This is a genomic window from Synechococcus sp. LTW-G (assembly GCF_054459035.1).
Genome location: NZ_JBTKYW010000003.1, coordinates 120,635 through 141,962, shown reverse-complemented (window position 1 = coordinate 141,962; position 21,328 = coordinate 120,635). Strand labels below are relative to the sequence as shown.

Below are 21,328 nucleotides of genomic sequence, written 5' to 3'. Positions count from 1 at the left end.
GAGTTGGTCCGTAGTGCCTTCTGTCCAAAGCAGTCAATGATCCAGAGGCCATTCTTCAGCTGCTACTGAATGCCGAGTACCACCTCAAACTTGGCTCCTGGCTCCAGAAGCATGGTGGCGATGGGTCGATGCTCTGGTCGCCGCAGCTCTGTCAGATACTTCGCTCGGAGGAAGGAGGTGGGCAGACCATGGACCAGTTACTCGCTGTCGTCGCCAAAGAAGATCGAGAGCGAGTCCGAACGGAACTCCAGCAATCGCAATTGAGCGGACAAGCCGGCCGAATCAGGCATCGACTTCGCTGGAAGGATGGCGATGAGTGCTTCGTCGATCATCGCTGCTTTACAAGCTATGACAACAAAGGACGCCCTCTCTACTCCATCGGGACCCTACAGGAGTGCCCAGGAGTTCAATCCACCAAAGGCGAAAGATTCGAGCCAATCCAAACAGACAGGCTGACCTGTCTACCCAATCGCGCAGCAACAGACATCTACATCAGTGAGCTCATCCGTGACGTCATCAGTGGCGTCAGCAAAAACACCAGGATCACAGTCACCTGCCTAGACATCGATCACTTCCAAGAGATCAATGACACGTTTGGAATCGCCAATGGAAACAGGCTTTTAGTCTGGATAGCGAGACATCTTCGCGATCAGATCACCCCGGAAGACTGGCTGGCAAGGCTCGACAGCGACAGTTTTGTCATTATTCAGACAGACGGAATCCAGAGCACTCAGGACGCCATCCAGCATGGCAAGCGGCTACAGAAGAGTCTTCGATTAACTTCGAGGAGTTTAGAAAGGCTACCATCAATACACCTCAGTGCCTGCATTGGGATCAGCATTTGGCCTGGCATCACAACAGCCGATGACGATCCTATTCAATCCGCCAGAACAGCGCTTGCCGCTGCCCAACGACGCGGGCCAGGAAAAGTTCAGGTGTATTCAGAATCCCTCAGCGCGACGATTCGAGAGGCCCTTGACCTCGAGCAAAAGCTCTCGACAGCCATAGAAAAGAATGAACTCAAACTTCACTATCAGCTGCAGTTTGATCAAAGAGGCAGCCTCATGGGAGCAGAAGCACTGCTTCGATGGGACCATCAAGGGGAAGCCTTTATTCCATGTACACGATTTATCCCTGTAGCCGAACAGAGTGGATTAATCGAAGACATTGGTAGCTGGACTCTAAAGAATGGGGTTCAACAATTCGCCGAGTGGCAGCGCAACAACATCAACATTCCAAAGCTATCGATCAACGTCTCAGCCGAACAACTCAACCCCGACGCCGAGCCGCTCGATGAGTTAATAACCGAAATCTGTCACCTGGAAGGGCTTTCCCCCAGTCGCATCGAGCTAGAACTCACAGAAACTGCATTGCTCAAAAATCCCCATGACGCAACAATACGCCTTCAAAGGCTTCAAAAGCTAGGGGTTTGTCTTTGGGTTGATGATTTTGGCACAGGTTTTTCCAATCTTAAATCGCTACAGAGACTGCCACTCAAGGGATTCAAGATCGACAAGAGCTTTGTGAGAGATATGGAGCAAGACCCCAATGATTATTCAATTGTTCGGGCCACAACCCAACTCGCCCATGGACTCGGATTGAAATCCCTAGCCGAAGGAGTTGAGTCGATCCAACAACTCCAGCAACTCAAGCGACTGGGATGTGATGGCTTTCAGGGCTTTCTTTTGGCAAAGCCGAAGAATGCTGAAGAGATGGCCAGAGAGCTCAACGACACCCTCAGCCATGCGAAGCGACTGTTCATGGCAGTCGAGCCGGAATGAGTGGAGCCAGCCAGATCAAGAACCAATCAGGCAAGGCCCTAGGCCAGCAGCTCGACCAGCTTGCGTCGATACAACGACCAGCGACCCTTTCTTCCAACGGCGGTCGTTTCAAAAAGCGCTGATAGCTTGCCCCGATGCTTGCACCCTCATCGGCCGGCTTCCGGCGCCTGCTGCCGCTGCTGAAGCCCCACCGTCCCGCGCTGATCGCGGGTGGGGCCTGCATGCTCGTCTTTGTGGTCTGCTGGCCGCTCCTGGCCTGGTTGGCCGGTCAGCTGATTCCCGCGATCGGAGCCGGTGACTTCAGCCGGGTGCTGCAGGTCATCGGCCTGGCCCTGACGGTCTTCATGCTGCAGAAGATCGCACAGTTTGGTCAGGACACCCTGCTGGCGGGACCGGCTCTGCAGGTCAGCCAGGAACTGCGCCGCCGGCTGTTCGCGCGGCTCCAACGTCTGGATTTCGGAGTGCTCGAGAAGCTCTCTGCCGGCGACCTGACCTACCGCCTGACAGAAGACGCCGATCGGGTGGGCGAGGTGATCTACAAGACGATCCAGGACACCACCCCCTCGGTGCTGCAGCTGGTGGTGGTCTTCGGCTACATGGTCTGGCTGGACTGGAAGCTCTCCATCGGCACCCTGCTGCTGGCCCCCTTGGTGGCCGTGCTGGTGAGCGTCTTTGGCGCCAAGGTCATGGGCGCCGCAGAAAAGAGTCAAAAACAAGTCAGCGAATTGGCCTCCCTGCTGGGAGAAGCGATCTCCGGACTCCCCCTGGTGCGGGCCTTTGCCGCTGAGCCCTGGCTGCAGCAGCGCTTTGAAGTTGAGATCGATCTGCACCGCAAGGCCCGCTACCGCACCCAGAAGCTGCTGGCCCTGCAGTACCCCGTCGTGGGCTTCCTGGAGGCCGCGGGCATCCTGGCGGTGCTGCTTATGGGCGCCGCCCGCATCCAAAGCGGTGACCTTGATGGACAGGGCTTCAGCAGCTACGTCGCCGCCCTGCTGATGCTGATCGACCCGATCAGCCACCTGACCACCAACTTCAACGAGTTCCAACAGGGGCAGGCCTCCCTCAAGCGCCTACGTGAGATCGAGCGGGAAGCGGTCGAGCAACCCGATCGCCCGGACGCCCAACCCCTGGGGCGCGTCGCTGGCGAGCTGCTGCTCGAGCAGGTGAGTTTTGGCTACGACCCGCAGCAGCCCGTTCTGAAGAACCTCTCGCTCCAGGTCAAACCTGGCCAGGTCGTGGCCCTGGTCGGTCCCTCCGGGGCAGGCAAGAGCACCCTCTTTTCCCTACTGCTGCGCTTCAACACCGCCCAGGGCGGTCAGGTGCTGCTGGATGGGCGCAACCTGGCGGACCTCAAGGCCGCTGAGCTGCGCACGGCCGTGGCGCTGGTGCCTCAACAGAGCGCTGTCTTCTCGGGCACGGTCGCCGAGGCGATCGCCTTTGGCCGGCCGGCCACCCGTGAGCAGATCCAAGCGGCCGCACGCCTCGCCAATGCCGACGGTTTCATCGAGGCCCTTCCCGGCGGCTACGACGCCCGCGTCGAAGAGCGGGGCAGCAACTTCTCTGGCGGCCAACTGCAACGGCTGGCCATTGCCCGGGCGGTGCTCGGCAACCCGGCGGTGCTGCTGCTGGATGAGGCCACCAGCGCCCTGGATGCCGAGGCAGAAGAAGCCGTGCAGAGGGGCCTCGATCAGGCCATGCAGGGCCGCACGGTTCTTGTGATTGCCCACCGCCTCTCCACCGTGCAGGAGGCCGATTCGATCCTGGTGCTCGAGAACGGCAAGATCGTCGATCAGGGCAACCACGACCTGCTGATCAGCCGCCCTGGTCGCTATCGCGACCTCTGCGAGCGCCAGCTGATTCGCGGTGCTTAACCTGGTCCCATGACGGACCAGGGCCCCACCGCCAAGCCACTCGGTGAGATGCCCGTCTGGGAATACCGAGTCGTGCACATCGAAACAAGTCGCTCGACTTCGCCATCCCCTGCTGATCCAGAGCAAGCCAGCAAAAAGCTTGGTGGATTACTTAGCCCTGACTTCATCAGACGAGAGTTTCCAGAGCAGTACGGGGACGATATAAATTTTCACCCGGGAAAACACCCAGCTCAACAGCTGGAATATTTCCTCAACATGCTTGGAAGAGACGGATGGGAACTAACAAACACTTCACAACTTGAACATCTTCTGATGTTCATATTTAAGCGGCCGTTGCGGTTTTTACCACAGCGAATCAATCCTGAGAGCGCTGACCAACAACAGGAGTTTTGACGGTATGGTGGCTCGGTCTAACGCTTCGAGTTGTGACCGAATCCTCTAACCAGACCCCTCCCATCCTGACTTTTGAGGGGAAGCGCTACGACCTCAACAGCCTGCCTGATGAGGTCAAAGAGCTGGTGCGCGGCATGCAGGTGGCCGATGCCCAACTGCGCATGCAGGAGGACACCCTCAAGGTCCTGGCCGTTGGCCGTCAGTCCATGGCCATGCAGCTCAACGACCGGCTGCAGGGCGTCACGCCGATGGCGGACTGATCAGGCGATCGGCAGACCGCGCTCGTTGAAGATCCCCTCGAACAGGACCGAGCTGAGATAGCGCTCACCGGAGTCCGGGAGGACCACAACGATCGTCTTGCCGGCATGGGCTGGATCCTTGGCCAGGCGCAGGGCTGCCACCGCGGCGGCCCCGCAGCTGATGCCGGCCAGGATTCCCTCTTCTTTGGCGAGGCGCCGGGCCATCTCGACGGCCTCCTCATCGCTGACCTGCTCGACGGCATCGACCATGGCCAGATCCAGGTTGCCGGGAACAAAACCAGCACCGATCCCCTGAATCTTGTGGGGGCCGGGTTGCAGGGCATGGCCCCCCTTGGTCTGGCTGATCACCGGGCTGTTGATCGGCTCGACCGCCACCGTGTGCAGAGGCTTGGCCAGGGTGTTTTTGATGTAGCGGCTCACCCCGGTCAGGGTGCCGCCGGTGCCAACACCGGAGACGAACACGTCGACGTTGCCGTCGGTATCGCTCCAGATCTCAGGGCCGGTGGTGTCGTGGTGGATCTGGGGGTTGGCCGGATTCACAAACTGCTGGAGCAGCACGTAGCGATCGGGATCGCTGGCGGCGATTTCCTTGGCCCGGTTCACGGCCCCCGTCATGCCCAGCCGGCCCTCGGTGAGCTCGAGGTGGGCCCCAAAGGCCGTCAGCAGCTTGCGCCGCTCCAGGCTCATCGTTTCGGGCATGGTCAGGGTGAGCTTGATGCCCTTGCTGGCGGCCACAAACGCCAGGGCAATCCCGGTGTTGCCACTGGTGGGCTCAATCAGCTCCTTGCCGGGGCCCAGCAGACCGTCCCGTTCGGCCGCCGCCACCATCGCCGCACCGATCCGGCACTTCACCGAATAGGCAGGATTGCGGCCCTCGATCTTGGCCAGAACGCGCGCTCCGCAGCCCTCGGTGATGCGGTTGAGCTGAACCAGTGGGGTGCGCCCGATCGTGAGGCTGTTATCGCTAAAGATCGCGGCCATGGGGCTCTGGGCTACACACACAACAGTGGCCGCACCCTAAGAACTGGGCAGGCAAATAGGGAAAACGTTTCTAGGGTTCGGATGATTTCGTAGTCCTGCTGTGGACCCCAAAAACCAGCGCCGCATCGCCGCCGTTCTGCTGGCTCTGGCGGGTGCGACCTCGATCGCGCTGCCCTTCATTTCGGCCACAGCCCTGACCTTGAGCATCGGGGTGATCGCGGCGGTGGCTGGGGTCAGCCAACTGCTGCGCCTCGGCCAAGCCGAGGACACCAAGGGCAAGGTCTTTCGCGGGCTCTCGGGTCTCTTCTATGTCGTGGCGGGCATCTGGGTCGTGGCCTACCCGGTTGAGAGTGAAATCAGCCTGACCCTCTTTGCCGGACTGCTGCTGATCTTTGAGGGGGTGATGGAGCTGGCCTCGGCCGCCGCCAGCAAAGCCCAGGCCCGCGGCCTGGTGCTCGCCGATGGCCTGATCACGGCCCTGCTGGGGGGACTGCTCGTGGCGGAATGGCCCAGCGACAGTCTCTGGGCCGTGGGCACCCTCTTCGGGATCTCCCTGTTCTTCACTGGGTTCAGGCTGCTGACGGCTGAGTGACCCTCCCGCCCCGGTTCATCGTTGTTGGAGCGGGGCCCGCTGGATTGAGCCTGGCGCTCCAGCTCGCCCAAGGCGGAGCGCAGGTCGAGCTGATCGAAGCCAGTGAACGCTTTAGCCGGCAGTTCCGCGGCGATGCCCTGATGCCCAGCGGCCTGGAGGCCCTGGCCCGAATGGGACTGCTGCCGCTGGTGGAGCAGCTGCCGCAGCGGCCCCTGGAGGGATGGAGCGTCTGGCTCGAGCGCCAGCGCCTTTTCCAGGTGGCAGAACCCCTGGGGTCGCTGCAACCCTGCCGGCTCGTGCCTCAGCAGAGCCTGCTGGAGGCACTGCTCGAGCGCGCCCTGCACTACCCGACGCTGCGCTGGAGGCCAGGCCAGGCTGTCCGCCGGCTCCTCCGGTGCGATGGGCGCATCAGTGGCGTCGAGCTCAGCAACGGCGAGGCGCTGCAGGCGGATCTGGTCATCGGCTGCGATGGCCGCGGTTCACTGCTGCGTCAACAGGCCGGGATTCCACTGCGCCACTCGGGCAGTCCACTGGAGTTGCTCTGGTTTGCGCTGCCTGGACCGATCCCCAGCGACTGCGTCTGGGGTTTCCAGACCCTCGTGGCCGGCGGCCGCATCGGCAGTGCCTGCCTCAACGCCTCAGGGGATCTGCAACTGGCCTGGTTACTCGAGCCCCAGGACAGCGCAGAGTCCCTGACCCCGCAGGAATGGGCAGAGCGGTTGGCGGCGCTGGCACCGGAGCCCCTGGCCCATCTGCTGGAGGAGCGGGGGGAGAGGCTGAGCGCCCCCGTGCGCTTCAAGGTCCAGGTGGGCATGGCGGAGCGTTGGCAGCAACCGGGTTTGCTGCTGCTTGGGGATGCCGCCCACCCGATGAGTCCGGTTCGTGCCCAAGGCATCAACCTGGCGTTGCGGGACAGCTTGGTGGCTGCTGAGTTGCTGCTGGAGCGCTCCAGTGACCTCGATGAAGCAGCACAGGCCATTGAGAAACGCCGGCGGGCAGAGGTCAGCCAGATGCAGCAGCTTCAACAGGCGGAAGCGAGGCAGGGCCATTGGCTTGGCCATCAGCGCATCCTCCGCACGGGACTGATACGAGGACGCGCCATCACCGGGCCCTTGGCGCAACGGGTGTGGACCAACAGGCAAGGACCACTACGGGACGGTCGCTGGAACGCCTTGGCCGGGGCAAACCTTCAGCCCTAAGGATCAAGACAGGCCAGCGTCGCGCGATCTGCCTGGCCAAGCCCGGGGGTTGGAGCCAGAGTGTGATCAGCCGTCAGGACATGGACGACCTGGGATGTCCGACAACCTCCAAGACGAACGTTGGATCGAGATCTGCCCCCATTACGGCGGGCCGAACTGCAACGAGCACTGTGCGGCCCGGCTTCGGGAGGTGTTTAAGCACTACGACGTCAATATCCCCACCGTTGATCAGTTCTGCCCCCTGAAAGGGGAGCCAACAACCTCACCGCCAGAGAAGCCGCGGGATCGCTTTGAAGTGATGCACGAGCAGCCGAGCGATTGATCAACCCAAGGTGGCGGGGGACCGTCGCTCCATGGGATCCAACCACTCTGCACAACGCGTCACCGGAATCATCAACAGCATCGGCAAGGCGCAAACCGCCAGCTGCGAGCCATTGAGCGGGCTTGTACCGAAGAAGGCATTCATCCAACCGGCCTGACTGAAGAGCCCTTGCAGGGCGAACGTGGCCATCACTCCCAGGGGGACGGCAGGTGCCTGGCGCAGATCCCGCAAGCGGAACGGCCAGACCTGGCGCCAATGGCTAATGGCCACGAGATAAACCAAGTGCGACAGCACTAAACCCTGCACCGCCATCGTCCGGGCCAACTGAAGATCACCGAGCTGATGCTGAGCCCAGAAGAACAGCCCGAAGATCACACACCAATTGAAGAGAGAGACCAGGATCACGCGCCGTATTAATGCCGGGTTCAAGAGGGGCTCTTCCGGCTGTCGCGGCGCCTGGCTCATCAACGCCGGGCTCAGCGGTTCAAATGCCAGGGCGATGGACATGGTCAATGAACAAATCATGTTCAGCCAAAGCACCTGCAATGCACTGACGGGCAAGGGGGTCCCCAGCAGACCCGCCATCAGGATCGTCATGGAGGCGCCGCCATTCACCGGAAGGACAAAGGCCAGGGTCTTCCTCAAGTTGAGGTAGACCCCGCGACCTTCTTCCACGGCCGCCTCGATCGTGGCGAAGTTGTCATCGGTCAGCAGCATGTCGGCGGCCTGTCGGGCCACCTCCGTCCCACTACGTCCCATGGCGATGCCGATGTCCGCTTGCTTCAGAGCGGGCGCATCGTTGACGCCATCCCCGGTCATGGCCACCACTTCGCCGTTGGCCTGCAGTGCTTCAACCAGCTGAAGTTTCTGGGCTGGGGCAACACGGGCAAAGACATCGACGGAATCCACCACCTCCGCCAGGGCGTCGGAGCTCAGGGCTGCCAAGGCCGATCCATCCATGGCCTGAACCTCTCCAGGGGAGCCAATTCCCATCAACCGAGCAATGGCGATGGCCGTTTGAATGTGATCGCCGGTGATCAATTTCACCTTGACCCCAGCGGCCCTACAGGCGGCAACCGCTTGGATCGCCTCCGGTCGCGGCGGGTCCTGCATTCCTTGGAGCCCAAGAAAGGTGAAATCGCCGTTGAGGTGGTGGTGCTCAAGCCGCTGCTGCTGTGCACTAAGACCGATGGCAAACGCCAAGACCCGCTCGCCTTGGCCCGCCATGGCGGAGACCGCCGCCTGAATTGCCTCGGCATTCAGCACGCAGCGCTGCCCCTGCGCGTCCAACGCATGACTGCAGCGCTGCAGAACAGCCTCCACGGATCCCTTCAGCAAGATGCGCTCACTGCCGTGCAGGGTCGCCATGTATTGCCGTTCGGACTCGAACGGAATCACATCGCGCCGCGGGTGCTGGTCATGGGCTGAGCGATGGTTCATCCCAACGGAATGTGCGGCCGCCAGCAGAGCCGTTTCGGTGGGATCGCCTACCCATTGGTCATCGCTACCGGCCTGTGCGTCGTTGCACAACAAGCCGGCCAGCAGGGTCTCCTGAAGAGCGAGATTGACTCCCTTGCCCGCATCGTCCATGGGCCAGAGGTCCCGCAGTGGCTGGAGAATGCCGGCGGCATAGACATGCTCGACCGTCATCCGGTTCTGGGTGAGCGTCCCTGTCTTGTCTGAGCAGATCACGGTGGTACTGCCGAGCGTCTCCACGGCAGGCAACTTGCGGATGATCGCGCGGCGTCTGGCCATCCGATGGACGCCAATGGCCAGGATGATCGTGACAATCGCCGGGAGTTCCTCTGGGATGGCACCCACGGCGAGGGCCACGGCGCCATCGAACATCTCAGCCCAATCTCGTCCCTTCGCCAGACCCACGACAAAGGTGAAGATCGCGAGCAAAACGATCAGTCGCAGCAGCGTGCGACTGAAGCCCACCAACTTGCGAGTTAAGGGAGTGGAGAGGCTGACCGCCTGATTCAGGGCCACCGAGATCTGCCCCACCTCCGTGGCATCGCCAGTGGTCACCACAACGCCTGTGCCCTGCCCTGCGGTGACAAAACTCCCGGCGTAGGCCATGCAACTGCGCTCAGCGAGGGGAGCCTCTAGCCGCAACGCTCCGGTGGATTTCTCGACGGGCACTGACTCCCCGGTCAGGGCAGATTCATCGGTGCGCAAGGAGCGGACCTGCAGCAGCCGCAGATCGGCTGGAACCTTGCAGCCAGCCTCGAGCTGCACGACATCACCAGGCACCAAGGCCTCGGAATCCAGCTGCAGGGCAGCGCCATCTCGGAGCACCAAGACCTCGGTGCGGACGCTGTCGGCTAAAGCCGCAATCGCGCTCTCGGCTTTGCCTTCCTGAACGGTGCCGATCACCGCATTGATCACGGTGACGCTGATGATCACCAAGGCATCCTGCGGATCACCCATGGCGAGCTTGACGGCCCCGACGGTCAGCAGGGTGATCAGCAGGGGATTGTCGAACTGCTGAAGGAACCGAAGCCACAACGGCTTCAGCGGTTCTGGGCTCAGGCGATTCGTTCCGACTTGATGGACGCGCCGTTGCACTTCCGCAGGGGAGAGCCCCCGTTTCGCGTCGGTCTCGAGTGCAGCAACAACCTCACCCCCGCTTGAGACGTAAGCAGGGGTGAGGAGCGGCTGCATCGCAGGGGCATCGAGCTAGCCCTAGCGATAGCTCAAATCAGCGGACGAAGAGCATCTCCTGGTAGGTGGGCAGCGGCCAGGCGGTGTCATCCACCAAACCCTCCAGGGCATCGGCGGCCTCCCGCAGTTCACCCATGCGGACCATCAGCTGGTCGGCGCAGTGACGCATGTGGGCCTCGGCGCCATGGGGCGCATTGCCCAGGGCGGTCTCCAGGGCGGCGGCACGGTCCAGCAGCTGCTGATTCAGGCCAGCGATTTGCTGAGCGAGCGCCTTGGAGGGATTCAGGCCGATGGCCTCCTGCTCCTGCAGCGATCCAGCCAGCTCGCCGAGGTAGGCGCTGACGGCGGGGTAGAGCTGGGTGCGGGCGATCCGCACGGCCAGGCGGGCCTCCACCTCAATCGCAAGGCAGTACTGCTCGGAGTAGACCTCGTAGCGGCTCTCCAACTCAACGGGGCTGAGCACGTTGTGGCGGGAGAAGAGGTCGCGAATGGCGGGACGCTGCAGCACCGGCAGGGCATCAGCGGTGGTGCGAAGGTTCTCCAGACCACGCTCCTTGACGGCCATCTCATGCCACTCGCTGGAGTAGCCGTCGCCGCCAAAGATCACGTTGCCGTTCTCCTTGGTGATCTGCTGCAGCACAGCCATGCTGGCCTTCTCAACGCTCTCACCCTTGGCGGTGCGGGCCTCCAGCTGATCGGCGATCCAGGCGAGGGAATCGGCCAGAACGGTGTTCAGCACCACCAGGGGACCGGCCACGGACTGGCCAGAGCCCACGGCGCGGAACTCAAAGCGGTTGCCGGTGAAGGCGAAGGGTGAGGTGCGGTTGCGGTCGCCGGCGTCCTTGGGGAACTCCGGCAGGCTGTCGATGCCCAGGCGCATCATTCCGCCGGTGGCCGAGCTCTTGAGCTGGCCGCCCTTGATCTGGTTGAAGACGTCCTCGAGCTGGCTGCCGAGGTAGACGGAGATGATCGCCGGAGGCGCTTCGTTAGCGCCCAGGCGGTGGTCATTGCTGGCGGTTGCAATCGCCGCACGCATCAGCGGGCCGTACTGGTGCACGCCGCGGATCACAGCCCCGCAGAACAGCAGGAACTGCATGTTCTCGTGGGGGGTGCTGCCGGGATCCAGCAGGTTGCCCTGGGTGCTGTTGCCGATCGACCAGTTGACGTGCTTGCCGCTGCCGTTGACGCCGGCGAAGGGCTTCTCGTGCAGCAGGCAAGTGAAGCCGTGCTTCTTCGCCGTGCTCTTGAGCACGGTCATGATCAGCTGCTGGTGATCGGTGGCCACGTTGGCCGCCTCGTGCACCGGAGCGATCTCGAACTGGCCCGGAGCCACCTCGTTGTGGCGGGTCTTGGCGGGAACACCCAAGCGGTAGAGCTGGTCCTCCACGTCCTGCATGAACACCTGAACCCGCTCGGGGATGGCGCCGAAGTAGTGGTCATCGAACTGCTGACCCTTGGCCGGGGGAGCACCAAAGAGGCTGCGGCCCGAGAGCTGCAGGTCCGGGCGGAGCGCCATCAGGGCGTTATCCACCAGGAAGTACTCCTGCTCGGCGCCGCAGCTGGAGTTGATCGGGGCGATCTCGGTCTCGCCAAGCAGTTGCAGCACCCGCTTGGCCTGGCGGTTGACCGCGGCATTGGAGCGCAGCAGCGGAGTCTTCTTGTCGAGGGCCTCACCGGTCCAAGAGACAAAGACCGTCGGGATGCAGAGGGTGACGCCGTTGGGCGTGCGCATCAGCCAGGCGGGGCTGGTGGCATCCCAGGCGGTGTAGCCGCGGGCCTCGAAGGTGGAGCGCAGACCACCGTTGGGGAAGGAGGAACCGTCGGGCTCGCCCTGCACCAGCAATTTGCCGGTGAAAGCGGTGATGGCGCGGCCATCACTCTTGGGGGTGATGAAGCCGTCGTGCTTCTCCGCGGTCAGGTTGGTGAGCGGATAGAAGACGTGGGAGTAGTAGAGGGCGCCGCGGCTGGTCGCCCAGTCCTTCATGGCATTCGCCACGGAGTCGGCGATGGACGGGTCGATCGCACCACCTTCACGGATGGTTTTCTGAAGCGACTTGAAAACCTGGCGAGGCAGGGCCTCCTTCATCCGAGCCAGGGTGAAGACGTCATCGGCCCAGATCTCGTGCAGGGCCGAAGGCTTAGTCACCGCAGCGGGCTTGCGCCGCTGAATGGTCTGCAGGGCAGCAAAACGCTCAGCGCTTGGCATGGCCACTTCGGTATCAAAGTGACACCATCATCGGCGACAGCAGGTCCGCTAGCGCAGGGTGCGCCAGTCGCCACTGGGGGTCCGGCGCTCCAGGCCGATGAACTGGGTGATCAGTTGATCCTGCAGTTCCGAAGGGATCGCAGGATCGATCAGCCCTTGATGGACCAGCCAAGTCAGGGCTGCGTTTTGGGCGAGCTCAAGGCTCTCAAAGCAGTCATCGAGGACTGGATGGGGTTCGCCGCCACGGTCCGTCAAACGGAATTCCACGGGGAAGGAATGGAGGAGTGTCATCACGCCAACCCTGGCGGCAACGGCGCAACCGTGCAGCAGCGCAGGACACAGCTTCCGGTAGTCCGCTAGCTCAGCTCAAACAGCAGCAGATCCACCCCATCGGCTCCAGCCTGCACAGAGGCCGGAGCCTCGCCGGCAGCCAGTCCCAGGCCATCACCCCGGAGCAAGGGCTGGGGCTGTGCCAATCCACCCGTGATGATCTGCAGCCAACTGGCGCAGCGCTCAGAGGCCGGCCAGGCCAGCTCGATCCCCGCTGGGACCTGGGCGCGCCAGAGCCGCACGGAGCGATGAATCGCCATAGCCCCATCAGCGGCCTGGGGGTCGATCAGGGGCGTCCAGCCCTCGGCCAAGGGGAAGGGCTTCTGCTCGTAGGCAGGGGGGATCCCCGCTGAGGCGGGTTCAATCCAGATCTGCAGCAGGCGGCAGGGGGCCTGGCCGCCATTGACCTCGCTGTGGACCACACCGGTGCCAGCGCTCATGCGCTGCACCTCCCCGGCCCGCAGGACCTCGGCATGGCCCATGGAGTCGCGGTGGTGCAGCTCCCCCTCGACCATCACCGTGATGATCTCCATGTCCCGGTGCGGGTGCATGCCAAAGCCCTTGCCGGCGGCAATGACGTCGTCATTGATGACCCGCAGCGGACCAAAGCCCATCCAGGCCGGGTCGTAGTGACTGGAGAAGGAGAAGCTGTGCCAGCTGTCGAGCCAATCGAGCTGGCTATGGAAACGCTCAGCTGCAGGACGCAACAGCGGGGGCATTACTCGGGGGCTTGAAGCCGCTGCAGTCTGGCGAGCAGGTCCGCGATGCTGTCGTCCTTGGCCGGGTGGCTGCCGTTGCTCACCAACTGACGACCCACGACGTGGGCGCCCAAGTGGGCCAATTGCAGCCGCAGGGCGGTCATCACCGTGTAGCCACCGCCGCCCGAGTGGGTCGCGATCACAACGGGCCGGCCATTGAAGAGGGCCCGGAAGTCGCTGCCCTGCACCGACAGCCAGGCGATGGCGCTGGTCAGCACCGGCGGGATCGAGCCGTTGTATTCCGGAGCACAGATCACCCAGCGGGGCGTGTCCATCAGCTTCTGCTGCAGCCCGGCGAGAGCGGCCGGGGGGCCCTGCTCCTGGGCGCGGGGCGTGAAGAGCGGCAGGTCAACGGCGGTGAGATCCAGCACCTCAGCACTGCTGCCTTGGCTCTGGGCGGCCGCCGCAAAGCGCTCGGCCAGCTTGAGGTTTTCGCCATTGCTGGCGCTCAGGACGAGAACGTCAGCCATTACTTCACACCAGGGATAAAACGACGCTCGTGGTCACCGCCTTTGAGCATCCGGTTCCAATAGACCCAGGGCAGCACCACGCTCTTCATGATCCACATGCTCCAGCGCTCCTTGGTGGGATCCAGGGGGAAGGAGGGGGTGGGCTGCTGCTCGTAGTTGAACTCGGCCATGATCGTCTTTCCGTAGCCGGTGATCAGCGGGCAGCAGCTGTAGCCGTCGTAGGACCCCTGACCCTGGCCGCCCTCAAGCTGAGCCAGCAGGTTGGTCACCAGGACCGGGGCCTGACCGCGCACCGCGGCGGCTGTCTTGGAGTTGGGCATGCCGCCCACATCACCGATGGCAAAGACGTTGGGGAAGCGCACGTGCTGGAGGTTGTGCTTGCCCACCTCGACAAAGCCACTAGCGGCAGCCAGGGGGCTCTGGGCCACGACGTCCGGGGCCGCCATCGGCGGGGTGACGTGCAGAAGCTCGTAGTTGATGACCTCCTCGCGGGGCTCCTCGCCCTCTTTGCTGACCTTGAAGACCGCCTCTTTGCTCGCTGGCCTGACCTCGATCAGGGTGTGGGAGTAGCGAGCATCGATGCCCTTGCGGGCCACCACCTCCCGCAGGGGCGCGGCATAGGTGGGGACGCCAAAGATTCCAGGGGTGGCCGTGGCGTAGATGACCTTGCTCTTGGCCGCGATGGCGGGGTCGCGCTTGATCGCGTCATCGGCCAGGTAGGCGATCTTTTGCGGCGCACCGGGGCACTTGATCGGCATGGGCGCGCAGGTGAAGACCGCGTTACCGCCCTTGAAGTTCTGGATGCACTCCCAGGTGTAAGCAGCGAAATCCTTGGAGTAGTTGCTGCAGACCCCGCCTTTACCCAGGGCCTCGGGCAAGCCCTTGATGGCCTCCCAATTGAGCTTCATCCCAGTGGCCACCACCAGGGCGTCGTAGGTCAGGGTTTGACCAGCGCTGGTGCTGACGCTGTTGCTCTCGGGGGTGAAGCCCGCAGCAGACTCACGGATCCAGGTGACACCCGCGGGAATCAGGCTGGCCTCGTTGCGGCGGGTCTGCTCCAGGCTGAAGACCCCGCCACCGACCAGGGTCCAACCCGGTTGGTAGTAGTGATCGCTCGAGGGCTCAAGGATCGCGATGTCCAAGGCCGGACGGGCCTTCTTCAGGCGAGCCGCCACCGTGATTCCAGCGGCGCCGCCGCCCACGATCAATACCTGGTGATGGCCCATGGCCGCTGAATCAAGACGCGCTTACCCCAGATCTAACCAGAAGGGGGCCAACCAGGCAGCCCCGCCGCAGGATTCCAGACGGCAATGGACAAATAAAGAAGGACTCGGCCGCAATGAGACCTAAGCAGAAATACTCAAAACCTATCCCATACTCATAACGACTACGACTTAGCGCTTATGCTGTCCGCAGTTGATGCGAGTCGATGAACACCAGCAATCCCGGCACCCTGCAGAACCTCGAGGCGGCTTTTGGCGGCGAGAGCATGGCCAACCGCAAGTACTTGTTTTTCGCCGATCTGGCCAAGCAACTCGGCCATGGCGAACTGGCGCGGCTGTTCCGGGAGACCGCCCAGCAGGAAACCGAGCACGCCTTTGCCCACTTCCGCCTGCTGCACCCCGAATTAGTAGTGGAGAACCCTGAGGCCTTGAGCCAGGACGCCAAGGACGCGCTGCTGGCGCGCTGCCTCGAGCTGGCCATTGAAGGGGAGACCTACGAGTTCGAGGTGATGTACCCCGAGTTCGCCGCCCAGGCGCAGCGGGAACGCGACCAGGGAGCCGTGGCGGAATTCAACGAACAGATCGATGAATCCAAGGAGCACGCCGGCGTGTTCCGAACCGCCGCTCGCAACTTCGGACTACTGGCGCCCGTGGAGCAGCACCACGCCGGCCGCTACAGCCAGGCCCTGCAGTCCCTCACCGGCGCCGGCAGTGGAGGCAACAGGGCAACGCCCACCGCAGGGCGCTGGATCTGCAAGGTCTGCGGTGTGATCTATGACCCCGCTCAAGGGGACCCCGATACAGGCATCGCCGCCGGCACACCCTTTGAGTCGATTCCCGAGGACTGGAGTTGCCCCATCTGCGGGACCCGCAAGGGGAACTTTGTGCCTTACCAGGGCTAGGGCTAGTCGTTCGGGGAAATCTCGATCACCCAGCTTCCGAGATAACCGGACACAGGAATATCTCCAGGGGCCTGACCGAGGGCATTGAACTGGTACATCCCCGCATCGGGGTTGAAGATCTGCAGGTGCAGACCAATGGTGCTGCCCACCGGAACGGGCCTTTGGGGGAACACCTCAATCGCTGAGCCATTGCCGGTCACCTCCACCGCAGCAGGAATCACCTCAAGGCAACGGGTCTTTCTGAGGGAGCCACCACGCTCCATCACGCAGAGCTCCACGTTTTCTGGCTTGATTTCAGCGTTGAAATAGTCAGGCACGGAGACCGCCAACTTGATCAAAGCGGTCTTGCGGTCTTTGGGGCCCAGAACCAGGTAGTAATCGGCACGGCCCGAAGCGCGGCCCGAAGAAGCGTAGTAATAGAGCTTGCGGAAATCGCTGTTGTTGTCCCAGCGAAACTCAAAGCCGGAGCTGCTCGAACCCTGAGCCAGAACCGGACGCAGATTCATCGGAGAGCTGAACACACTCAGAGCCGAGGCCAGCCCGACGGCACTCCACTTCAGTGCAGACTTCATCCAAGCGAATTTTTTCATCACTAGATTTTAGTAGGCAAGATCATTAAGGCCTGCCAGCACTGCTTTTCAGGAGCCTGAGCGAGATAACAGCACCCAATATCCAAGCACAATTAAGGACAGGTTAAGAGCACCTAAAGGATTAGTTATGCCCTATATATCCTCATTCAGCCGCATAGTGCTGCAGCACACATTGCGATGACACGAATCACACCAAGTGGTATTTTTTTGCTGGTTAGTGTTTAGCCAGCCCGTTTGGGCTTCTCTCCTCTTTCGGTGTGAGGACCAATGAAACTGTTCCAGAAGCTTCTTCTGGCGCCTGCAGCTCTGGGCCTTCTGGCTCCTGTTGCTGCAAACGCCGCTGATGTCAACATCGCTGGCCTGAGCGCTTACAGCACCCAGGACCAGGTCACCTCGATCACCCAGTTCTCTGATGTGCAGCCCACCGATTGGGCTTACCAGGCACTGAGCAACCTGATCGAGCGCTATGGCTGCGTCGCTGGCTATCCCAACGGCACCTTCCGCGGCAACCGTGCAATGACCCGCTACGAAGCGGCCGCACTGCTGAACGCTTGCCTCGACCGGATCACTGAAGTGACCGACGAGCTCAAGCGCCTGATGAAGGAATTCGAGCGTGAGCTCGCCATCCTCAAGGGCCGCGTCGATGGCCTCGAGGCCCGTGTTGGCGAACTGGAAGCCACCCAGTTCTCCACCACCACCAAACTCCAGGGTGACTACTACTGGGCGATCGGTGCCGTGGTCCCCACCGCTGGCAGCAGCAATGGCGCCGGCACCGGCAGCGCTGACTGGTACAAGAAGAACTACAGCGCCACCAACTTTGTCTACGACGCTCGTCTGAACCTCAAGACCAGCTTCACCGGCAAGGACCTGCTCTACACCCGCCTGCGCGCCGGCAACTTCGGCAGCAGCCCCTTCGGCGGCAAGGGCTACAACATCACCTATCTCGACCGCGCCGATTCCACGGACGGCGTCGTCAAGATCAACCGCCTCTACTACCGCTTCCCGATCACTAAGGGCTTCAGCGCCCAAGTTGGCCCCGTCTCGCGTAACACCGAGTTCCTGGCTATCAAGCCCTTCTATTACGGCGACTTCAAGGGTCTGGACTTCTTCCAGCTGGGCGGTGCACCCGCTGTCTACAACAAGGCCACCGGCAGCATGCTGGGCTTCAAGTGGAAGCAAAAGGTCAAGAAGGGTCAGCCCTACTTCGCCGCGTCCACCAGCTACGTCGCACCGGACGGCAACACCGGCAACCCTGAAGAGGGTGGCATCTTCACCAGCGGCAGCAAGGCCAGCTGGCTGACCCAACTGGGCTACCAAGCCAAGCAGTGGAAGGGCACCTTCGGCTGGAACTACGAACAGTGCGGCAGCCGGATGTCCCGCCGAGGCACTGAGGCCGCTGGCCGAGTGCAGAAGCAGGCTTGCTCCTACAACGGTGTAAAGACCGGCGGTGACCGGAACTCCTTCGCCGTGGCCCTGGCCCGTCGCCCCAAAAACGGCGGCACCCTGATGCCCGCGGTCAGCCTCGGCTGGGGTTACTCGGCTGTCTCCTACGACAACCTGAACTACACCAGCTCTAGCCGTAACCAGACCGGTGCCGCGCTGAAGAGCTCTGGTCAGACTCAGATCGCTGGCAACCTGGCCGACGAGAACATCGCCGCCACCCAGTCCTGGACCGTCGCCCTCAAGTGGGATGACGCCTTCGTCAAGGGCAACAAGGCCGGCATGTCCGTGGGTCAGCCCACCTTCGTCACCAGCACCCGCAACGGCACCACCCCGTTCGACGCTGGTTACGTCTGGGAGTGGTGGTATCAGTTCCAGGTCAGCGACAACATCGCTGTGACCCCGATGCTGTTCTATTCCAGCAACCCCAGCTCCGCTGGCGCCGGCTACAGCCAGACCAGCACCCAGGGCGACAACCCCGGCGTGTTCGGCGGCGTCCTGGCCACCCGCTTCAAGTTCTGATCTTCAGAACCACTCCTCACGCACGAGACCCACGGCCCCCTGCTTCGGCAGGGGGTTTTTTCTTGCGCTTACCAACCACCAAGTGAACGCCGCCGCTTTAGTGTGGGTTTCAGAACAAACCGACGGCATGGGGCCCGACAGCATCAGCCAGGACAGCCAGCAGCGCTCAGCCTCCAACACCAGCCTCAAGTGGGGCAGCGATGGCGAGCTCTCTCCGGTGGATCTGCAGAAGGTGCTCGAGCGGCTGACCAACCCTGATCTCACCCAGTGCGAGCTCGAGCAGCAAAACCAGAGCTGATCCCGACAAAAAGGTGTCCTGGGCTACAGGGCCCGGCCGAGAGAATGGGCGCATGAGCACGCCCTCACCAGCCAGCAACGCCGCGCGTCTGTTGGTGGTCGAAGACGACGACACCATCCGCGAAACCGTCTGCGAAGCGCTTGAGCTCGAGGGCTTTTCCGTCACCCCAGCCACCAACGGCCAGAGCGCCTGGGATCGGCTGAAACGGGACCCCTTCGAACTGATCGTTCTCGATGTGATGCTCCCGGGCATCAATGGGCTGGATCTCTGCCGCAAGTTGATCGAGTTGCCGCAACGCCCCCTGGTGCTGATGGTGAGCGCCCGGGACACCGAAACCGATCGGGTGCTCGGCCTCGAGCTCGGGGCCGATGACTACCTGGTGAAACCCTTTGGCATCCGCGAACTCGTGGCCCGCTGCCGGGCGCTCCTGCGCCGCCACCAAGCCAGCGATCAACAGCCCAGCGAACTCAAAGCGGACAACCTCAGCCTCTTCCCGGCTGAATGCCGCGTCTGCCTCGATGGTCTTGAGCTGAAGCTCTCCCCCAAGGAGTTCAAATTGCTCGAGCTCTTTATGCAAAACCCCAAACGCGTCTGGAGCCGCGAGCAACTGATTGAGCAGGTCTGGGGCTTCGACTACATCGGCGACAACAAGACCGTGGATGTGCACATCCGTTGGTTGCGCGAAAAGATTGAAGAGGATCCCTCCAACCCGAGCAAACTGGTGACGGTGCGGGGATTCGGCTATCGCTTCGGCTAGGCGATGACGATGCAGACCGCCCTACCGCTGGCCCTGGGTTTTGGGCTCGGCGCCCTCAGTGTGGGTCTCTGGCGCGAAGGGAACCGAAAGAAGAAGGTCGTGGCCACCCGCCTGCGGCGCCGCCAACCGATCCCTGAACTGCAGTTGCGCGAATGGATCAGCGCCGCACCGCAGGGCTGGCTGGTGCTGGATGCCCAAAACCGAATCGAGATCATCAATGAGCGGGCTGAGTCCCTCTTGGTCAAAGAGAGTTCGCTCGCTCCCCAGCTCCAACACCTCAATGACCTGGAGCCCAGCGCCGAGCTGCTGCACCTGCTGGAGCTCAGCCGCAACACCCGCCTGGCCCAACGCGGGGAATGGAGCCTCGGGCGCAATGACCTCTCGGTGCGGGTGATGCCCGGCGAGAGGGGCTGGCTGGCCCTTCAGATCGACGGCAGCAATCCCCTGAAAAATCAGCTCAAGCAGCAGGAGCAGTGGGTCAGTGATGTGGCCCATGAGCTCAAAACCCCGATCACGGCCCTGCGGCTGGTCAGTGAGAGCCTGGCCCTCAGGGCCGAGGGCCGCCAGGGGGTCCTGGTGGAGCGACTGGAGAAGGAACTCGAGCGGTTGCAGCGGTTGGTGGGGGATCTGCTGGATCTCTCCAGACTCGACAACACCCTGGTGAGCCGCCGCAAGCGCCCCGCCTGCATCGACCCAAGGGATGTCGTTGGCCAGGCCTGGTCCACCCTGCAGGAACTGGCCCAGCCCCGGGGCATTGGCCTCAGCGTTCAGCCGACGCGCGATCAGGCCAGACAGGTGGCCGTCGATCCGGCTCGCCTGCACCAGGCCCTGTTCAATCTGATCGACAACGCCCTGCGCTACAGCCCCGATGGCAGCAGCATTGAGCTCTCGATCGAGGAGCGGGACCGCTGGTGCCTGATTGCCGTGCGCGACCAGGGGCCGGGGCTCAGCGAAGAGGACCTCGAGCGGATGTTCGAGCGCTTCTACAGAGGGGATCCAGCCCGTGTCCGGGGTCCAGGGAGCGGGAGCGGACTGGGGCTTGCCATCGTTCGCCAGATCGCCCTCAGCCAAGGGGGCCTGGTGCGGGCCCGGAACCACCCGGAGGGAGGAGCGGTGATTGAGCTGCTCCTCCCCAAGGCCTAAGCCTTAGGCGGCTGCGCTAATCGGCAGGTTGCAGATCACCAGCTGGCGCTGGCTGCTGAGCTTGAGCCAGCCTTCCTCCTTGAGCAGACCCAAGACCCGAGTCACCGTGACGCGGGTGGTGCTCAGGGCACCGGCAATGTCCTGGTGGGTCAGGCGCAGGTTCAGGCGTAGGCCGTCTTCGCAGGGCTGGCCATACTCCTCAGCCAGCAATTCCAGAAAGCCCCGGACCCGGTCTTCGACGCGGCGCAGACCCAACAGGGAAATCAGCGCCTCGGACTGACGGGTCCGGCTGATCAGCGCCAGCATCAAGGTGCTAGCCAGGTGGGGGGTCTGCTGGATCTCGTCCATCGAGAGGCAGAGCAGATCGCAATCGCTCAGCGTCGTGGCTTCGTAGAGATCGAGGTTGCTGAGCGGTTCACCGAAGGGTTCATTCGGTCCCGCCAGGCCCAGGAGAACATCCTCCCCCTGCTCATTCATCGAGCTCAGCTTGACCATCCCGCGGGCCACCAGCCAGACGTGGTGGCGAAGCATGGGCACGCGACTGCCGGCCGTCAGGCTGACCAGATCGCGGCGCTGGAACGTGTCTTCGAGCATGCTCCGCGAGCTCGAGGAACGGCTAGGTG

21 protein-coding genes are annotated in these 21,328 nt (G+C 62.7%); 12 read left to right on the top strand and 9 right to left on the bottom strand.

Annotated features, from left to right (window positions below; all coding sequences use genetic code 11):
• Positions 1–128: 128 nt before the first annotated feature.
• From ACXIQ9_RS07055 to ACXIQ9_RS07040, 4 genes are all read left to right on the top strand, one after another.
• Positions 129–1,781 carry a bifunctional diguanylate cyclase/phosphodiesterase gene (locus ACXIQ9_RS07055; RefSeq protein ID WP_459016200.1) on the top strand — a complete coding sequence of 551 codons (1,653 nt, stop codon included), beginning with the start codon at positions 129–131 and terminating at the stop codon, positions 1,779–1,781.
• Positions 1,782–1,915: 134 nt separating this feature from the next.
• The gene (locus tag ACXIQ9_RS07050; RefSeq protein ID WP_424163620.1) at positions 1,916–3,652 is read left to right on the top strand and encodes an ABC transporter ATP-binding protein; all 1,737 of its coding nucleotides are present in this window, start codon (positions 1,916–1,918) and stop codon (positions 3,650–3,652) included.
• A gap of 9 nt (positions 3,653–3,661) precedes the next feature.
• On the top strand, positions 3,662–4,045 hold the full coding sequence (locus ACXIQ9_RS07045) for a hypothetical protein (protein WP_459016199.1): 384 nt from the start codon (positions 3,662–3,664) through the stop codon (positions 4,043–4,045).
• 32 nt (positions 4,046–4,077) lie between these two features.
• Positions 4,078–4,305: a DUF6447 family protein gene (locus ACXIQ9_RS07040; RefSeq protein ID WP_459016198.1), complete on the top strand. Its 228-nt coding sequence runs from the start codon at positions 4,078–4,080 to the stop codon at positions 4,303–4,305.
• Here ACXIQ9_RS07040 and cysK read toward each other — a convergent pair whose 3' ends face one another.
• Positions 4,306–5,286 carry a cysteine synthase A gene (gene cysK, locus ACXIQ9_RS07035; RefSeq protein ID WP_010317798.1) on the bottom strand — a complete coding sequence of 327 codons (981 nt, stop codon included), beginning with the start codon at positions 5,284–5,286 and terminating at the stop codon, positions 4,306–4,308.
• A 100-nt stretch (positions 5,287–5,386) separates the two neighbouring features.
• Between cysK and ACXIQ9_RS07030 the strand changes: the two genes are divergently transcribed.
• The 3 genes from ACXIQ9_RS07030 to ACXIQ9_RS07020 all read left to right on the top strand — a co-directional run bounded on the left by ACXIQ9_RS07030 (position 5,387) and on the right by ACXIQ9_RS07020 (position 7,399).
• Positions 5,387–5,878 carry an HdeD family acid-resistance protein gene (locus ACXIQ9_RS07030; protein WP_459016197.1) on the top strand — a complete coding sequence of 164 codons (492 nt, stop codon included), beginning with the start codon at positions 5,387–5,389 and terminating at the stop codon, positions 5,876–5,878.
• Positions 5,875–7,077, top strand: a complete 1,203-nt coding sequence (locus ACXIQ9_RS07025) for an FAD-dependent monooxygenase (RefSeq protein WP_459016196.1) — start codon at positions 5,875–5,877, stop codon at positions 7,075–7,077. The genes ACXIQ9_RS07030 and ACXIQ9_RS07025 overlap by 4 nt, the downstream gene beginning before the upstream one ends.
• Positions 7,078–7,171: 94 nt before the next feature.
• Positions 7,172–7,399, top strand: a complete 228-nt coding sequence (locus tag ACXIQ9_RS07020) for a hypothetical protein (protein WP_010317795.1) — start codon at positions 7,172–7,174, stop codon at positions 7,397–7,399.
• Here ACXIQ9_RS07020 and ACXIQ9_RS07015 read toward each other — a convergent pair whose 3' ends face one another.
• The 6 genes from ACXIQ9_RS07015 to ACXIQ9_RS06990 all read right to left on the bottom strand — a co-directional run bounded on the left by ACXIQ9_RS07015 (position 7,400) and on the right by ACXIQ9_RS06990 (position 15,056).
• The gene (locus ACXIQ9_RS07015) at positions 7,400–10,066 is read right to left on the bottom strand and encodes a cation-translocating P-type ATPase (RefSeq protein WP_459016195.1); all 2,667 of its coding nucleotides are present in this window, start codon (positions 10,064–10,066) and stop codon (positions 7,400–7,402) included.
• A gap of 37 nt (positions 10,067–10,103) precedes the next feature.
• Positions 10,104–12,272 carry a glutamine synthetase III family protein gene (locus ACXIQ9_RS07010; RefSeq protein ID WP_459016194.1) on the bottom strand — a complete coding sequence of 723 codons (2,169 nt, stop codon included), beginning with the start codon at positions 12,270–12,272 and terminating at the stop codon, positions 10,104–10,106.
• 48 nt (positions 12,273–12,320) lie between these two features.
• Positions 12,321–12,563, bottom strand: coding sequence for a hypothetical protein (locus tag ACXIQ9_RS07005; RefSeq protein WP_424163617.1), 243 nt, complete (start codon positions 12,561–12,563; stop codon positions 12,321–12,323).
• 65 nt (positions 12,564–12,628) lie between these two features.
• Complete coding sequence (locus ACXIQ9_RS07000; protein ID WP_459016193.1) at positions 12,629–13,321, bottom strand: pirin family protein; 693 nt, start codon at positions 13,319–13,321, stop codon at positions 12,629–12,631.
• Positions 13,321–13,830, bottom strand: coding sequence for an NADPH-dependent FMN reductase (locus ACXIQ9_RS06995; RefSeq protein WP_459016192.1), 510 nt, complete (start codon positions 13,828–13,830; stop codon positions 13,321–13,323). The genes ACXIQ9_RS07000 and ACXIQ9_RS06995 overlap by 1 nt, the downstream gene beginning before the upstream one ends.
• Positions 13,830–15,056, bottom strand: a complete 1,227-nt coding sequence (locus ACXIQ9_RS06990; RefSeq protein WP_296416404.1) for an NAD(P)/FAD-dependent oxidoreductase — start codon at positions 15,054–15,056, stop codon at positions 13,830–13,832. Before ACXIQ9_RS06990 ends, ACXIQ9_RS06995 begins: the two co-directional genes overlap by 1 nt.
• 203 nt (positions 15,057–15,259) lie before the next feature.
• Between ACXIQ9_RS06990 and ACXIQ9_RS06985 the strand changes: the two genes are divergently transcribed.
• Entirely contained in the window at positions 15,260–15,955 is a 696-nt protein-coding gene (locus ACXIQ9_RS06985; RefSeq protein ID WP_459016191.1) for a rubrerythrin family protein, read from the top strand.
• A gap of 2 nt (positions 15,956–15,957) precedes the next feature.
• Here ACXIQ9_RS06985 and ACXIQ9_RS06980 read toward each other — a convergent pair whose 3' ends face one another.
• On the bottom strand, positions 15,958–16,527 hold the full coding sequence (locus ACXIQ9_RS06980; protein WP_459016190.1) for a DUF2808 domain-containing protein: 570 nt from the start codon (positions 16,525–16,527) through the stop codon (positions 15,958–15,960).
• 285 nt (positions 16,528–16,812) lie between these two features.
• Here ACXIQ9_RS06980 and ACXIQ9_RS06975 point away from each other — a divergent pair, with 285 nt between their 5' ends.
• From ACXIQ9_RS06975 to ACXIQ9_RS06960, 4 genes are all read left to right on the top strand, one after another.
• A complete protein-coding gene (locus ACXIQ9_RS06975) occupies positions 16,813–18,507 on the top strand; it encodes an iron uptake porin (protein ID WP_459016189.1) in 1,695 nt (564 codons plus the stop codon).
• A 127-nt stretch (positions 18,508–18,634) separates the two neighbouring features.
• Complete coding sequence (locus ACXIQ9_RS06970) at positions 18,635–18,805, top strand: hypothetical protein (protein WP_247478871.1); 171 nt, start codon at positions 18,635–18,637, stop codon at positions 18,803–18,805.
• 52 nt (positions 18,806–18,857) lie between these two features.
• Positions 18,858–19,562, top strand: a complete 705-nt coding sequence (locus tag ACXIQ9_RS06965) for a response regulator transcription factor (protein ID WP_010317781.1) — start codon at positions 18,858–18,860, stop codon at positions 19,560–19,562.
• Between the two features lie 3 nt (positions 19,563–19,565).
• Positions 19,566–20,705: a sensor histidine kinase gene (locus tag ACXIQ9_RS06960; protein ID WP_459016188.1), complete on the top strand. Its 1,140-nt coding sequence runs from the start codon at positions 19,566–19,568 to the stop codon at positions 20,703–20,705.
• Positions 20,706–20,708: 3 nt separating this feature from the next.
• On the opposite strand, the gene ACXIQ9_RS06955 is transcribed toward ACXIQ9_RS06960, so the two are convergent.
• Positions 20,709–21,299, bottom strand: coding sequence for a Crp/Fnr family transcriptional regulator (locus ACXIQ9_RS06955; protein ID WP_010317779.1), 591 nt, complete (start codon positions 21,297–21,299; stop codon positions 20,709–20,711).
• Positions 21,300–21,328: the final 29 nt, after the last annotated feature.

What these genes read in the sequence shown, in the direction of transcription:
- ACXIQ9_RS07005 (WP_424163617.1), bottom strand. Translation starts at nt 12,563, where the DNA reads ATGACACTCCTCCATTCCTTCCCCGTGGAATTCCGTTTGACGGACCGT.
- ACXIQ9_RS07055 (WP_459016200.1), top strand. Translation starts at nt 129, where the DNA reads ATGCTCTGGTCGCCGCAGCTCTGTCAGATACTTCGCTCGGAGGAAGGA.
- ACXIQ9_RS06995 (WP_459016192.1), bottom strand. Translation starts at nt 13,830, where the DNA reads ATGGCTGACGTTCTCGTCCTGAGCGCCAGCAATGGCGAAAACCTCAAG.
- ACXIQ9_RS07015 (WP_459016195.1), bottom strand. Translation starts at nt 10,066, where the DNA reads ATGCAGCCGCTCCTCACCCCTGCTTACGTCTCAAGCGGGGGTGAGGTT.
- ACXIQ9_RS07020 (WP_010317795.1), top strand. Translation starts at nt 7,172, where the DNA reads ATGTCCGACAACCTCCAAGACGAACGTTGGATCGAGATCTGCCCCCAT.
- ACXIQ9_RS07010 (WP_459016194.1), bottom strand. Translation starts at nt 12,272, where the DNA reads ATGCCAAGCGCTGAGCGTTTTGCTGCCCTGCAGACCATTCAGCGGCGC.
- ACXIQ9_RS06960 (WP_459016188.1), top strand. Translation starts at nt 19,566, where the DNA reads ATGACGATGCAGACCGCCCTACCGCTGGCCCTGGGTTTTGGGCTCGGC.
- ACXIQ9_RS07045 (WP_459016199.1), top strand. Translation starts at nt 3,662, where the DNA reads ATGACGGACCAGGGCCCCACCGCCAAGCCACTCGGTGAGATGCCCGTC.
- ACXIQ9_RS06970 (WP_247478871.1), top strand. Translation starts at nt 18,635, where the DNA reads ATGGGGCCCGACAGCATCAGCCAGGACAGCCAGCAGCGCTCAGCCTCC.
- ACXIQ9_RS06955 (WP_010317779.1), bottom strand. Translation starts at nt 21,299, where the DNA reads ATGCTCGAAGACACGTTCCAGCGCCGCGATCTGGTCAGCCTGACGGCC.
- ACXIQ9_RS07050 (WP_424163620.1), top strand. Translation starts at nt 1,916, where the DNA reads ATGCTTGCACCCTCATCGGCCGGCTTCCGGCGCCTGCTGCCGCTGCTG.
- ACXIQ9_RS06975 (WP_459016189.1), top strand. Translation starts at nt 16,813, where the DNA reads ATGAAACTGTTCCAGAAGCTTCTTCTGGCGCCTGCAGCTCTGGGCCTT.
- ACXIQ9_RS06980 (WP_459016190.1), bottom strand. Translation starts at nt 16,527, where the DNA reads ATGAAGTCTGCACTGAAGTGGAGTGCCGTCGGGCTGGCCTCGGCTCTG.
- ACXIQ9_RS06985 (WP_459016191.1), top strand. Translation starts at nt 15,260, where the DNA reads ATGAACACCAGCAATCCCGGCACCCTGCAGAACCTCGAGGCGGCTTTT.
- ACXIQ9_RS07000 (WP_459016193.1), bottom strand. Translation starts at nt 13,321, where the DNA reads ATGCCCCCGCTGTTGCGTCCTGCAGCTGAGCGTTTCCATAGCCAGCTC.
- ACXIQ9_RS06990 (WP_296416404.1), bottom strand. Translation starts at nt 15,056, where the DNA reads ATGGGCCATCACCAGGTATTGATCGTGGGCGGCGGCGCCGCTGGAATC.
- cysK (WP_010317798.1), bottom strand. Translation starts at nt 5,286, where the DNA reads ATGGCCGCGATCTTTAGCGATAACAGCCTCACGATCGGGCGCACCCCA.
- ACXIQ9_RS06965 (WP_010317781.1), top strand. Translation starts at nt 18,858, where the DNA reads ATGAGCACGCCCTCACCAGCCAGCAACGCCGCGCGTCTGTTGGTGGTC.